13 protein-coding genes are annotated in these 14,955 nt (G+C 39.2%); 1 reads left to right on the plus strand and 12 read right to left on the minus strand.

The features are described 5' to 3' along the window. Positions 1-528 precede the first annotated feature (528 nt). The 7 genes from MMG00_RS06760 to MMG00_RS06790 form a co-directional block, all read right to left on the minus strand. A complete protein-coding gene (locus MMG00_RS06760; protein WP_242146705.1) occupies positions 529-1,296 on the minus strand; it encodes a hypothetical protein in 768 nt (255 codons plus the stop codon). A gap of 131 nt (positions 1,297-1,427) precedes the next feature. Then, the gene (locus MMG00_RS06765) at positions 1,428-2,510 is read right to left on the minus strand and encodes a hypothetical protein (protein ID WP_242146707.1); all 1,083 of its coding nucleotides are present in this window, start codon (positions 2,508-2,510) and stop codon (positions 1,428-1,430) included. Between the two features lie 112 nt (positions 2,511-2,622). Beyond that, entirely contained in the window at positions 2,623-3,105 is a 483-nt protein-coding gene (locus tag MMG00_RS06770) for an L-2-amino-thiazoline-4-carboxylic acid hydrolase (protein ID WP_242146710.1), read from the minus strand. A gap of 222 nt (positions 3,106-3,327) precedes the next feature. Next, entirely contained in the window at positions 3,328-4,332 is a 1,005-nt protein-coding gene (hemB, locus tag MMG00_RS06775; RefSeq protein WP_242146712.1) for a porphobilinogen synthase, read from the minus strand. 141 nt (positions 4,333-4,473) lie between these two features. Further along, positions 4,474-5,907 (minus strand): uridine transporter UriT, encoded by a 1,434-nt coding sequence (gene uriT / locus MMG00_RS06780; RefSeq protein ID WP_270049268.1) that lies wholly within the window; start codon positions 5,905-5,907, stop codon positions 4,474-4,476. Beyond that, positions 5,891-6,850 carry a uridine-preferring nucleoside hydrolase UriH gene (gene uriH, locus MMG00_RS06785; protein ID WP_242146714.1) on the minus strand — a complete coding sequence of 320 codons (960 nt, stop codon included), beginning with the start codon at positions 6,848-6,850 and terminating at the stop codon, positions 5,891-5,893. The genes uriT and uriH overlap by 17 nt, the downstream gene beginning before the upstream one ends. A gap of 243 nt (positions 6,851-7,093) precedes the next feature. Beyond that, complete coding sequence (locus MMG00_RS06790; protein ID WP_242146716.1) at positions 7,094-8,290, minus strand: MFS transporter; 1,197 nt, start codon at positions 8,288-8,290, stop codon at positions 7,094-7,096. A gap of 675 nt (positions 8,291-8,965) precedes the next feature. Between MMG00_RS06790 and MMG00_RS06795 the strand changes: the two genes are divergently transcribed. Beyond that, positions 8,966-10,294 carry an MFS transporter gene (locus MMG00_RS06795; RefSeq protein WP_242146718.1) on the plus strand — a complete coding sequence of 443 codons (1,329 nt, stop codon included), beginning with the start codon at positions 8,966-8,968 and terminating at the stop codon, positions 10,292-10,294. A 63-nt stretch (positions 10,295-10,357) separates the two neighbouring features. Here MMG00_RS06795 and MMG00_RS06800 read toward each other — a convergent pair whose 3' ends face one another. The 5 genes from MMG00_RS06800 to otnK form a co-directional block, all read right to left on the minus strand. Continuing rightward, positions 10,358-10,501: a hypothetical protein gene (locus tag MMG00_RS06800; protein ID WP_242146720.1), complete on the minus strand. Its 144-nt coding sequence runs from the start codon at positions 10,499-10,501 to the stop codon at positions 10,358-10,360. A gap of 86 nt (positions 10,502-10,587) precedes the next feature. Beyond that, a complete protein-coding gene (phoA, locus tag MMG00_RS06805; protein ID WP_242146722.1) occupies positions 10,588-12,015 on the minus strand; it encodes an alkaline phosphatase in 1,428 nt (475 codons plus the stop codon). Between the two features lie 179 nt (positions 12,016-12,194). Further along, complete coding sequence (gene otnI, locus MMG00_RS06810; protein WP_242146723.1) at positions 12,195-13,016, minus strand: 2-oxo-tetronate isomerase; 822 nt, start codon at positions 13,014-13,016, stop codon at positions 12,195-12,197. Positions 13,017-13,019: 3 nt separating this feature from the next. Next, positions 13,020-13,679: a 3-oxo-tetronate 4-phosphate decarboxylase gene (gene otnC, locus MMG00_RS06815; RefSeq protein WP_242146725.1), complete on the minus strand. Its 660-nt coding sequence runs from the start codon at positions 13,677-13,679 to the stop codon at positions 13,020-13,022. Beyond that, positions 13,676-14,947, minus strand: coding sequence for a 3-oxo-tetronate kinase (otnK, locus tag MMG00_RS06820; protein ID WP_242146727.1), 1,272 nt, complete (start codon positions 14,945-14,947; stop codon positions 13,676-13,678). Before otnK ends, otnC begins: the two co-directional genes overlap by 4 nt. Positions 14,948-14,955 lie beyond the last annotated feature (8 nt).

Below are 14,955 nucleotides of genomic sequence, written 5' to 3' on the forward strand. Positions count from 1 at the left end.
AGACATCAAATATGACTAATTAATGACCGATCAATAGCTAATTTATATGTCGAACTATTAAAAAAACTATTATCATCTCAAAAAATAACACGAAACAAATACTTATAACTTTTTATAAAAACTTAAATTATGTTTGGTCTTTATAATTTCAACAGCCTCCCAAAATCCTCCTGCTTACTTCCCTACCTTTTTTAAATCAATGAATAGTTCATGATTAAATATCAGAAATACATCAGGAAAATAATTTTGATAACAACAGTGCAGGTCATCATTTTATAATGAAGTGAATTCAAAATAAGGAAGATTAAATGCCGGCATATCAGCCATTATAAGCAAGGAATTTATTCTATCGGGCAGATTGCAATTATTATTTGAGATGCATCTTTATTAGGTTTATACAGGATAGAGGCTGTTCTCAACCCTCCCTACCATTGTAAATAGAATTACATCTTTTAAAGATGAGAAAATATTTAACTAACATTAAAGTGGCAACATATGCCACTTTTTTTATAACATTCCGGCAATTTACTAACCTCGTCGGATTAGTGAATCAAAATCCATTGTTTTTTGTACAGGGCTCTGTGGCTGCGGTTCTGGCGTTATTTTTTGTACCTTTTGTTGGCGTTCCTTCTCCGTTTTTTCTGTTCGTCTGATCGTTTCTGCTTGTTGCTCTACCACTTTTGCTGTACGAACAGGTCTGAAAATCGTCAGTAAAATAACGGTGGCAAATTCCACAACTAAGATCATCACTGCATAAATAACCGCGATCAAAAGTGCAAAGTTATAATCATCTCTAAAGAAGCCATAATTTAATAAGACTCCTCCAAGCCCCCCCATTCCGATCATCCCCAATACCGCACTTGCAGAAATCATCCCAATAACTAAAATCCGTAAGCTTTTAACCACTTTGATCGCCGCATTTTCACCATCAGCTGTATTATTAAAAGCACGATATAAGTGAGTTGCGAAATAGAAAGCTCCCCAAACCATCAAAATAGGTTGTGCTGCTTCAATACCGATAATCGTACCAACTTCCCTACGAATAAAAGGAGTCATGAGAATCGCTACCACAATGACAGGGTAACCACCCAACACAAACATCACTATTCTTAATGGCAAAATAATTAAACGCATTACAGCATTGACCTTGACTAAATTATTGAGCGTCATGCCAATAAAAAAGCCGGCAATAACTGCGATAAAGATAGATCCTGTGAGCATCTCTATCGTTGCATCTAACTCATCAAAAATCATTGTTTCATGGGTATTTAAAACTTCTATAAGTTTATTGATCACAGTATTTTCCTATTAAGAGATCATTGATGGCCTGGTAATTGAATTATCAAATCATACTATTAAAACGGAAATCAGAATATCCTTATTTCTAAATAAATGCTTTAAATCTTTACCCTGAAAATTACCTAAATCTAGGGAGCTCCTTCTTTGGGATTAGGTAAAATTAGATGCCTATTACCCTTAATATTTATTATTAATAGGTTAAAGGACTCAATTGCCTGCATATCGCTTTTGTTAAACCATCTAGTTCCATCTAAACTTATAAAATCATCTCGAAATCCCTCAAAGGGGTACTTAATTTTTAAAGGAATACCATTAATGGTTAACGTGGCATAAACTTTACCATAATGTCCTCGTCTATTATTAAAGCCTAACTGCCCCTTTATAAACCCTTGAAACTCAACCCAATCAATGGCAACTTGATAATCTAAAGGCTCTTCTACTTCATCAATTTTCAGCTGAACATTGTGATCTGCATCTATAATATCTTGCGTACAATCACTTCGTTTACGCATTAAAGATAAACTATTAACATTGGGATGTTCTGCACTTGCATACCTTAATTGAGTTAGCTGATTCTCATAGAGATATGTAAGAGTGAAAATTTTATCATCATAATTATCTGAGGCATTATCCCTTTGACTGTGAACATCTATCAAAGTACCTTTTTGATCCAGAACTTTTTTTTCTGCTACTAACGCTTCATTGGAAAGAGGTAAGTCTATATTGACCGTTTGATAAGGTTTAATCGTTTCATCACCATCTATCAACCAACTTAAATAACCATGAGGAGATAAAATATAATCATCAGCGATACTGATTTCATAAGATCTTCCTAGATCATCGCCCCAATAATTAATATGACCTGTAATATGTCCTTCTTGATCAATCTTATGAAACTTAGCATCAAAACGTTTATCATAAAGCACTAATTGTGGTTGATGCGCATTATCACATGTCACAACCATCTCAGTGACACCAAAGCTCTCAATGTAGAGTTTTTGAGAGTATTTTAACTTTTCATCATTACGAATATATTTATCTGATAGATCTATATAATTTTTTTTATTAAATCCAGCGATAGGGGTCATTTGAAATCTATTAGGCGTCACGTACCCTTTTTCTGATGTGAAAAACATAAAAACAAAGGGAAACAGCGTCACTAAACAGATAATACTTATCAGACTAATAAAAATAATCGTCCATCTTTTCATAACCATACGCCTCTTTGATCAAAGCTTCTTATACCAAGAATACCACTGATTAATCATATTCTTAAATAGATCAACAGCAAGATCACCTCAATGATAAAGATGGAGAGATATGCTACGAATTGGGCGTTTTAACTTCGTAACAAAAATCACAAAATCCATCACCATTCATAATAGTATTAGGTCTTGTAAGCGCTATATGCGGCGCATATCCTTCGATAAACTTCGCATCACGGTTACAGGAGAGTAAAAAACCAATATCCCCTAAACCAACCTCATGATACATTTCGGCATATTTACAACGTTTAACCTGATATTCATACTTTGTTTCATCTTTTGAGATTACTTCAATCTCTAAGGCATTTCCCTTCTCCCAAAGATATTGAAGCGCCGCAAAACTCTCAATAGATGTTCGCTGTTTCTCTTTACTTGCAAAGGCTTTACCGGCATCAATCGCCGCCTGACCAATGGCTTCTTCAATCACATCTCGAGCTTTTTGGATACCCACTTCTCGCACTAAAACATCATAGATAGGTTTAATAATCTCTGCTTCAATCCGGCGCTGCTCTAAAATCCCAAGCTCATTTGTCTCACTCATTTTCTTTATCCTTTTCTGCTCTAATAAGAATATCGATAAAAACATTCTTTTTTTATATGTTTAATATGATTAAACCATTCTCTGATAGTAGAAAAGAACCAAAAGTAAGTCAATAAAAAAAGCGATATCAGAGTTATCTCTAATATCGCTCGATAAAACCTTAACTTATTATAGAAAATAAATCTTACAATTTTGCATTATTTCCTATAATTCTGAGTCTAATTAACGGCTTAAGCTATCAATTTTGCCATCACGAAGCCACTCTGCAATCTGTTTTGCATAGTAAGTTACGATAATATCAGCACCGGCACGTTTAAAACCAATTAAGGTCTCTTTCACCACCGCAATCTCATCTAAAGCGCCCGCTTGAGATGCAAATTTAATCGCCGCATATTCACCACCTACCTGATACACCGCAATAGGAAGATTCGTCTGCGCTCTTAAACGCGCCACTAAATCTAAATAAGGTGTTCCTGGTTTTACCATTAAGATATCAGCGCCCTCATCTTCATCAAGCTCAGCTTCAATCATCGCTTGGCGGCCATTAGCGTAATCTGCTTGATAAGCGTTACGGTTTCCTGATAATTCTGAATTAACTGCTTCTCTAAATGGGCCATAAAATGCCGATGAGAATTTAATCGCATGCGCTAAGATACTCACATGAGAAAATCCGGCTTCATCTAAAGCATCACGCATCGCCGCAATTTGCCCATCCATCATTGCCGATGGCGCAAGCATATCAGCACCTGCTTTTGCCGCTGTTACAGCTTGTTTTGCAAGATTTGCAATCGTGATATCGTTATCCACGGTTCCATGATCACAAAGTACCCCGCAATGACCATGGCTTGTATATTCACAAAAGCAGATATCAGGGATAATCACCATCTCTGGCGCCGCTTTACGAATCGTGCGGATCATTCTCGCGAGCAATCCTTCATCATTCCAAGTATCGCTTCCTGATTCATCTTTATGATGAGAGATACCAAAAGGCATAATGTACTTAATACCTAATGCCGCAAGCTCTTTCACTTCTGCTTCTAATTGCGATTCAGGGTAACGTAAAACGCCGGGTAAAGTCTTTAAAGGAATCGCTTCCTCAATTCCCTCTTCAATAAAGATCGGATGAATCAAATCATTGAGTGAAAAGAAGTTCTCTTGCACCATCTGACGAATTGCTGTGTTAATACGCATACGACGAGGACGATGAATCGGGCTATATGATTCCATTTAATAGTCTCCACTAATCAAATATAAAATTAACTAAAATATGAGTTAACTGCTCAGGATGAATAAAATCTATTCCCCATTATAAACAAAATTGTCATAAAAAGAGAGGGAGACATTTTCTCCCTCTTATTAAACCTCTATTTATTGGGTGACTTCTGCATTAACAGGTTTAGGAATTAAAAAGGATGCAAAAAAGGCAATCACCGTAATGATCAATCCTAATAACATCCCATTACCATAACCTTGAAGCAGATCACTGCTAATTACCAACATTGCCGGCAATAAGGCAAAGCTTAAACCTGCGCCTAAATGAAAAGCAGCCGCATTCATCCCTGGTAAAAATCCTGGATTATCCTCAGGTGAAAGCACAATTCCAAGCCCGTTGAGCATAATATTCGCCGTTCCTGCATAGGTCACGCCTACAAGTAATGTCCCGGCAACTAAAATCGTTAGTGAGGATAAACCAAATATCATTAAGATTAAGATTCCCAAAATACTCCCGATTAAGCCAAAACGTAAGATTCGGTTATAACCCAATAATGGGGCGAGTTTCCCCATAAAAGGTCCCACTAGCCAACCAATTAAAGCATAAGGCGCAAGGAGGTAAATAGCCGTTTTATTGGCTGTAAAACCAAATCCGATCTCACTATTTTGCGCAAAGGAGACGACTAAACCATTGACCACGGCAAAAATTCCCGTCATCGTTAAAACGGTCGTTAATAACAATCCCCATGTGGAGCGCTGCTTTAGATGCCTTACTGTGACAAGAGGCTCTTTAATCCGTTTTTCAATCTGAATAAAGCAGAAAAAAGCGACTAAACCAATGACAATCGCTATTGAGACAAATCCCCAATTTGCTGCCGTGATTTTACCAGCCTCATTAAAGGCTACTAAAAATCCGGCAAGGGTCATTACTAAAAAGAGAACGCCTATCCAATCCATCTTTTGCCCCGCAGATGGTTTGGTCTCTTTAACCCCTTTTAAGATAAAAGGTAAAGTGATTAATCCAACAGCGGCAATGAACCAAAAAACTGGTCTAAAGCCAAAGTGTGTCGCAATAAAACCACCCAAGAAGGCATCGATACCGGCAATACCGCCATTAACAGCCGTAATAATCCCCATAAGCATTCCATAGCGCTTAGGATCTTGCACTTCTGCATGGAGCATTAATAGACAAAGGGGAACGACAGGTCCTGAAAATCCTTGAATAATTCTCGAGACAAAATAGAGCTCAACACTCGGCGTAATTGCCGAGATGATACCGCCTATAGTCGTGACTAAAATTAGCAAAAAGAGAATCTTCCGGCGACCGACAATATCACTCAAACGAGGAATAAAGATCGAAAAAAGCGCAGCCGACATAAAAAATGCCGTTTGCGATAAACCAATTGTGGCTTCTGTTGTCCCTAAGCTATGCGCAATCGTCACCAAGACAGGATTTAGCATTGTGGCGTTAAGTTGAAACGCCATACACGCCATCAAAAGCGCAATCATTAAAGGGATAACGTTTTTTGAAGATTTTTCAGGTTGATTTAACGTTGAAGCTTGTTGCGTGCCATCATTGTTCATTATCATAATCGACCTCACCAATACGCTCTAGCGCCTCCACGATAAGATCCCAGAAATAGGCATGATTAAGCTTTACCGCTACTTGAGTATGACAATCATCACTTGGCGGATTACGGAAATCTGCCACCGTCATTCCTAAGGTTAATGTTCCTGTAAGCTCAATATCGATTGGCACTTTTTGAGTGGTCATTACCGCAGGATCAATCACGTAAGCAACGGCACATGGATCATGTACTGGTGGATATTGGAAACCTTGTGCCTTTTCATAAAGTACGCCAAAATGCTCTAATAGTTCAACCACAAATTTGGCAGGCTTTGTCCCAATTTTACTGATATTTTCAATCACATCAGGGGTTGCTAGCGCTTGGTGCGTCAAATCTAACCCCACCATTGTTAAAGGCCATTTTTCATTAAAGACAATGTGCGCCGCTTCTGGGTCAATCTTAATATTAAACTCCGCAACCGCACTCCAGTTACCTACGTGATAACCGCCGCCCATTAAGACAACTTCTTTCACCATTTCTGCAATTTTAGGCTCTTTACGAACGGCCATTGCAATATTAGTTAATCCGCCTGTGGGCACTAATGTCACGGTTTTAGGCGGATGACTCATAATCGTTTCGATAATAAGATCAACGCCATGGCGAGGATCGAGCGCAAGCTTTGGCTCTGGCAGAGTTGGACCATCTAACCCAGATTCTCCATGTACATCGGGCGCAATCTCAATATCTCGCACTAAAGGACGCACACAACCTGCCGCAAAAGGAACCCCTACAATATTGGCAACTCTTGCTAAACCTAATGCATTTCTCGTTACTTTCTCTAATGTCTGATTTCCCACAACGGTCGTCACTGCTAATAATTCTATATTTGGATTTCCGTGCGCTAATAAAAGTGCAATCGCATCATCGTGCCCAGGATCACAATCTAAAATAATTTTCTTAACCATTATTGACCTCTCATAAAATAAAACTAAAAGTGGGATGATATACCTGATTCTAAAGCTCACGATCACTCTTGTCATGCTTCATAAAATATATTCATCAAAAAAATGAGCTACCCCAAATTTCTGCGAACATTCTTACCGAAAACCGCTAACTTCACAAATAATTGCCCATAAAAAAACCTCCCTATCTCATCTTAATAAGGAGGCTTTATCATTCAAAATTTATTATTGAAGTGAAATTTCCCGTTATGAGATCTCTATCGCTTCTTCACGCTCTTTTGCTCTTGCCGCTTTAAGGGGCGGAATCACTGCAATAACCGTTAATGCCACAACTACAATAATCGACCATGCCGCTAAACCATAACCGCCAAGATCAATCAATTGTCCGGCAAAAGCGGGGCCTACAGCAATACCTAATGCAATAAAGCTTCCCGTTGCCGCAACAACGCGCCCTTCTTTATCTAAAGAAGCTGCTAAACCTGTCAAGTAAGCAAGCGCATAGAAATAAGCTGTTGCGTTCATCAAAACGATTGCGGTGTAGAAGAATTTAGAATCAGATGCCATTAAATAGCCAAGCGTAATCGAACCATGCCCAATAATTCCGATTAAAACTGGAATCGTAATCCCAAATTTATTCCCAACCTTTGCCACAATTAATGGTCCAATCAATGCAATGAAGGCTTGAAGTGCAAGGATCATTCCCATTTCTGAAGTGGTATATCCCAATGAAACACCAATCTGCTCCACAAATGCCCACCCCATCGTGTCACGCATTGAAAAGAGGAACATGGTAATCATCATGCCAATGGGAACAAGACCAATTAAACGAACGGCTGTCTTTTTAGAGGCTCCTGATTCTGTGGATGATTCACCATTTGTTTCTACATATTGTGGTAAACGAATCACCATGATGAGCATCACCGCATAAGTTGCCGCAACACCATAGTAGGTTCCTGTTAAACCAAAATTATCAGCAATGAAACCAAAGCCAAGCATAACAACGATCATGAGAACAACAAACAGAACGTTCACTTGCCCTGCTGTTTTATCAGGATCTTCAGCCGAAGCGATTACAGAGTTACCAGCTGCTAGCGCTAAACCTGCTCCAAATCCGGCAAAAGCACGCACAGAGATTAAAAGTGCAACATCCGTGATATAGGCTGATAAAATATTTGCCGCAATCGCCATTAAGGTCCCCACAACGGCAACCGTTCTTCTTGGCACTCGATTAATATATGGGGAGATTAATAGTGATGAAACCATCGCTAAGGTAAACTCCACTGACAAGATTAACCCTGTTGTCCCTTCACTTAATCCTAACCCATCCATCATTGCCCCCATTAAAAATGGCAGCATCAATAAGGTTAATAATCCCACACCATAAGCAGATGCAAATGCGGACAACACTAAAGATAGATGAGAAACTTTATTATTCTCTCTCATATACAACCCCTCTTTTTTATCATTATATTTATGAGGAATTACGCCTTATCATCCATCATTACAGCTTAATCAATTCGATTAATATAATAGTGATATAGTAATTCCTGATTGACTGCTATTTTTATAATTAGCTTTATCAATCTCCTCCTCAGTAAGGCACTTTTATTAAAGAGAACTCCTTAATAAAATTAACATACGCCTACCATGTGAATGTAGATGAGATTACGGGATCTGTCTATCTATTTTTACAAATAAAAAATCTCTTTAAGCCCCTAAAATAGAGGATATAGCAGATAAAATGCTGAATACAGAGCGTTAGTTGCATGTTACATAACAATAAAATATTTTAAATAAAAGAGGTTTTTTAGTATCTATCACTTGATTTAAAGTTATTATAAAAATAGCTAATCTCTACTGTTATTCACTATTAATAGAGTGAAATACGATTCAGAAACCTTTATGAAGAAAATCTTTGATTTAAATTGCAAGTACGAGATGCTCAGAAAAATCGCTAAATCATTGATCTTTTCTTTAATAAATCTCTATGCTATATCTAAAAGTGCTATTGGTGCTTTATAACCCAAAAGGTTTCCAACGTAACAGAGCCGCACCCCGCTCACTACGCCAATAGATTCACATATCTCATCTTGATTACATGATTTAAAGGTGTCTCTTATGACGACAACGATAACGGCGCGTGCGGAAAATCCAACTCAAACTTCTGCCGCCCCTAGAAACTCCTATACAAGAGTCGCATTTGCAAGCTTTATTGGTACAGCTGTTGAATTTTATGACTTCTATATTTTTGGCTTAGCCACCGCGCTCTTTATTGGCCCACTTTTCTTTCCAACCTCTAGCCCTGAAGCACAATCACTGCTCTCCTTTTTAACCTTTGGTGTTGCCTTTATTGCAAGACCTGTCGGCTCTGCTGTCTTTGGGCATTTTGGGGATCGTATTGGCCGTAAAACAACGCTGGTTGCTTCCCTATTAATTATGGGAATTAGTACTACATTAATCGGTTTTCTACCGACCTATCACTCTGTAGGATTTTTAGCGCCGCTGCTTCTTTGCATTTTACGCTTTGGGCAAGGTTTAGGCTTAGGTGGGGAATGGGGTGGAGCTGCCCTTTTAGCGACAGAAAATGCGCCAAAAGGTAAACGTGCACTCTTTGGCATGTTCCCTCAACTTGGGCCTCCTGTTGGTTTTATCGCTTCTTGCGGAATCTTTATTGCTATTGAACAAACCTTAGCACCAGAAGCGGTTAATAGCTGGGGCTGGAGAATTCCTTTTATTTTAAGCTCTGTGCTTGTGATGATTGGGCTTTATGTAAGAATGAGTATTATTGAGAGCCCGGCATTTCAAAAGCTTGAAGAAAATGATGAGCGAGTTCATGTTCCTTTTTTAGAGATGTGTACAAAACATCTTAAAATGTTAGCGCTAGGTTCTATTAGTATGGTGGCCTGTTATACGCTCTTTTTTATTATCACCGTTTTCTCGCTTCAATATGGCACAGCCACCACCGGTCTTTATACCCGAACGGAATATTTAGCTATGCTCTCTATTGCCGTGATTTTTATGGCTGTTGCTTCCCCTATCTCGGCAATGCTTTCAGATCATTACGGCAGACGACCTGTTCTTCTTTGTAGCTACTTTATTATCATTGCAGCCGGCGCCCTCTTTGGAACGGCTGTCTTAAGTGCGAATCCTCTTTGGACTACGGTTTATCTCTCTTTTGGCTTATTTGCCATGGGTTTTAATTTTGCTCCAATGGGCGCATTCTTACCAGAAATATTCCCAACAAATATTCGTTATACCGGTGCTTCAATGACCTATAACTTAGGAGGAATTTTAGGGGGATCCCTACCGCCTTTTGCGATTACAGCATTAATGGGCTTTGATCGTGGAATCTATTATGTTGGCTATTATCTTGCGGCTGTTGCTGCTGTGAGCTTTCTTGCGGTTTATTTTGTAAAAGAGACAAAACATGTCGATATGATGGAGTAGATAAAAGAACTCATGACCTTCGGTAAGCTTTTATAGAGTCGATTCGGGTCAAGAAACACTATTTTAAAAATAAAATGGTAGAGCGTATGAATCAAACAGACTTGCACGATGCCAGATAGAACGATTCTTGTGCTTCCCATAATCAGTGCGCCGGCAATCTGATTCAGTCACCTTTAAACCGATCTCACTATCAATTACTAACTTCATAATCCATAAAAAAAGCGCTAACCAATAGTGTTAGCGCTTTTTTCTAGCTTCATTATTTTTTCTTCTACTTTCATCCAAACAGATGATTATTTCTCTTTGATTTGTAGCGCATCTCGAATAATAAAGAAGAGATCCGTTTGATCTAATAATCCTGTAACATTCGCTGCTTGTGGGCCATAAGCTGCAATACGAATTTGAGATCCCGTATGATTTTGGCTATCTGTATCGGTATTACTATAACTAATTGTCATTGGTGAGCCATCTTTTGTAATTAAGGTTTGCGTTAACCCCGGCGTATTAGCGCCTGCTGGAATAATCTGACTAGAATGAGCATGATCTGCTGTAACAATGATTAACGTATTTCCAGCTTTTTTCGCAAACTCTAAACCTACTTGCACCGCTTCATCAAGATCCACCGTCTCCCCGATTTGGCCACAAGCATTTGCCGCATGATCTTGCTTATCAATAGATGCGCCTTCTACCTGTAGGAAAAAGCCCTTCTCATTTTGATTTAAAAGCTCAATGGCTTTTTCAGTCATCTCGGCAAGCGTTGGGATATCGTCTGTTCTCTCGGCATTTACTTCACACTCAATAGGCGCTTTTAAAGCGCCATCATTAATCGCTTTAGGTCCTTTCCAACGTACCGGCATATTTCCTTCTGAGAAAAGTCCTAAAAGAGGTTGATCTTGGTTTGCCGCTTTCACAGCATTCATCTCATCAAGAGATGTCACAATCACGTAGCCTCGCTCTTTTGCCTGATCTAATAAAGTTTTATCTTTAAAATCACCGGCATTTGCTTTTTCAGCAAAGGATTTAGCGCCACCACCTAACGTGACATCGGCACGCGTTGTAATTAACTGCTCCGTGATTGAACCTAATCCCCCATTTTCTAAAGCAGATTCTGGACAGAGCTCTTTCGTTGAACTTGGTGCATAACATTTACGCTTATTCACATGGGAAAATTGCGCTGCCGGCGTTGCATCTTGCAATTCTGCAGTTGAAACGTTACCCGTTGCTAATCCTGCCTCTTTTGCAAGCTCAATCATTGTTGGAAAAGGCTGACTATTAACATCAACGCCAAGTGCGCCATTAAACGTCTTCACCCCTGATGACCACGCTGTTGCTGATGCTGCTGAATCTGTAACATAATCGGGAAGTTTAGTCTTACGATCAAGCGCATAATGGGTATATTGCCCAGTAAATGGTAAAGCATCAATTCCTTTAAAATATCCGCCAGCGCCTTCTGCATAATTACGCGCAATCGTAATTTCAGAATCACCCATGCCATCACCGATAAATAAAATGACATTTTTCACATCATGTTTTTCCATCTCTTTTTTAAGAGCCGAAATCTGATGATCTGATAGACGTGTTGCCCCTTGCTTTTCAATGATATTGCCATTTGATCCACGATCAAAGATATCACCACCTGCAAAAGCAGATGAACAAGAACCTGCCACTAAAAGAGCGGCACAAAATGAACGTAAAGGATTTTGCTTTAATTGATTCAACATATTTAACTTAACCTCAATCTAGAAAAGTAATGGAGTAAGGCTAGTCTAAAACCAAATTATGACAATGTGATAACAGTGATAAAAAAAGAAAAAAGAGATACAACTTTCATCATATCTCTTTGAAAAAATTATCTATTTATTATAAGTCTAGCAAAATCTAAGTGAAAGCTAGGCGAAAACTACTGCAACTCTAGATGATCTAAAATCTTCTCCACGGTCTTTGCAGAGCGGTATTTATTAAACCAATTAAGCCCAGCTTCTGTCGTGGTTTTAGGTTTATATTCACAACCCACCCAGCCGTTATAACCTAGCTCATCTAATAGACCAAAGAGCCAACAATAATTGAGCTCCCCTTGATCCGGCTCATGACGATAAGGCACAGAGGCAATTTGAATATGCTTAATTAGCCCAATATGATCTTGTAAGAAGTTGGCAATATTCCCATCGACTAATTGCGCATGGAAAAAGTCATACTGTAAGCCCACATTCTCACGATCAATTTCTTTTAAAAGCGCCACCGCTTCATGCTGACTATGGAATAAGTAGTTTGGTTTAATCGGTGGGCTTAGTGCTTCAATCACCACTTCTAAGTTATGCGCTTTAAATTTCTCGGAGGCATAACGCATATTCTCAATAAAAGTATGACGGTAAAGCGCCTTATCCGCCCCTTCCGGCACAACGCCCGCCATCACATGTACTCTTTTGCACTTTAAGGCAATCGCATATTCTAATGCTGAGTCAATCATCTCTCTAGCATCTGCTTCCCGTCCAGGGATTGCTGTTAAGCCCCACTCACCTTTCGAGACATCTCCTGGCGCTGTATTAAAAAGCACCTGCTTTAATTGATACTTCTCTAAAAGCGCGGCTAATTGTGCTTTGTCATACTCATAAGGAAACAAAAACTCAACCGCTTCAAAACCTGCTTTCGCAGCTTTTTCAAAGCGATCTAGAAAATCGACTTCTTGGAACATCATTGATAAATTGGCAGCAAATTTTGGCATAACTTATCCTTTTAACTCATTAATTTCATCTGTTGTTAAGTAACGAATCTCGCTGCCTTGCAAAATAAAATAGAGCTTAGCGGCATCTTCCATCTCTTCAAGGTTATCAGCTGCAACTTGCAAAGTCTCCCCTGTTACGACAGGACCATGATTTGCTAATAAAAAAGCTTTATAACTTGGCGATAATAACCCTAAATCATGCGCAAGCATCTGATCCCCAGGGCGATAATAAGGAACAACAGGAATCTCTCCCACACGCATCACAACATAAGGTGTAAATGGCTTAATGGCATTTTTTGTATCTAAATTTTCTAAGCAAGAGAGCGCCGTTAAATAGGTACAATGAAGGTGAACAATCGCACGATGCTCGAAGTTTTCTTGATAAATGGCTCTATGAAAAATCACCTCTTTAGATGGCTTATCACCTGAAATCCAGTCACCATTAATCGTCACTTTAGAGAGTGTTTCGCTCTTTAAAGTCCCAAGACAAGAGCCCGTTGGGGTTGCTATCACTGTTTTATTATCAGAGAGTAAAATTGATAAATTACCGGCAGATCCTGTTGCATACCCTCTGTCAAAGAATGATTTACCAATTCTAACGATCTCTTCTCTAGCCTTTTTCTCTTCTTCTAATATTGCATCTTTCTCTACATCTATTGTCATACCGGGAACTCCTTTTGCGCTCTCATAAAGAAATCTACATCACCAAAATTCCCTGATTTAAGTGCTAAAGAAATAGCTTTTTCAACCCCTTTTACCCACGGAACGCCAGGAGAAATTGTCGGTCCAATATAGAAACTTTCCACACCTAATGCTTGCGTTACAACGCCAGAAGTCTCACCACCTGCAATAATAAAACGGGTAATATCCTTCTCTTTTAGCGCTAAGGTTAATAACCTAAAGGTCTCTTCCACAGCTAAACTCGCTTTTTCTGCCCCAAATTGTTGCTGAATCTCAGCAAGTTTAGCCGCATTACTTGTAGCAGTAATAAGTGGAGCAAAATCCGTCTGCTCACTAGTTTGCTCAATCCATTGAACAATATCTTGAACGTAATTAACTCTAGAAGGCTCCTCAATAATTGCCGCAACATCTATTGCAAAGCTAGGCGCCTGCGTTTGATAATGCGCAACTTGTTGATTTGTCATCGCAGAACAAGATCCGGAGAAAATCACCGCTTTTCCAGCAACAGGATAGCCCTTCTCTTTTGCTAAAGCAGATGAAAGATTCTCACCCCTATGTGCTCTTGCTAACCCAATAGCAAGACCAGAGCCCCCTGTTACAAGGGGCATCTCTTTAACCGCTTCCCCTTGCGTTAATAGATGCGCTTCGGTTAAGGCATCCATCACCACATAATTGACCCCTTCATCTTCCAATGTTTGGAGCCTTGCTTTAACAAACTCAGAGCCCTTATCAAGCTCATCGGATGTAATTAACCCTACTTTTCCTTTTGCTTGCATTGCCATCAAACGCAACAAGCTACTATCAGTCATTGGATTTAAGGGGTGGTTTTTCATCGGAGAATCTGCTAAAATCTGATCTAATACAAAAAGATAACCTTTATAAACTGTACGCCCGTTTACCGGTAATGCCGGCGAGATAATCGTCATTTTAGAATCTAAAGCATCTAAAAGCGCATCTGTGACAGGACCGATATTCCCCTCTTTTGTTGAATCAAAGGTTGAGCAATATTTAAAATAGACCTGCTGACATTCATCACTTTTAAGCCATTTAAGCGCCGCTAAAGAATCGGCAACAGCCTCTTCTTTTGGGGTTGAGCGGCTCTTTAAACTAATCACAACAGCATCAGTATCAACCACTTGATCCGCTTTGGGTACACCATTAAATTGAATCACAGATAAACCATTTTCTACTAAGAAGCTCGCAATATCTGTCGCGCCGGTAAAATCATCGGCAATAATCCCTATTTTCATGTTTTCCT

The sequence above is a fragment of the Ignatzschineria rhizosphaerae genome, from assembly GCF_022655595.1.
In the GTDB taxonomy this organism is placed as follows: Bacteria; Pseudomonadota; Gammaproteobacteria; order Cardiobacteriales; family Wohlfahrtiimonadaceae; genus Ignatzschineria; species Ignatzschineria rhizosphaerae.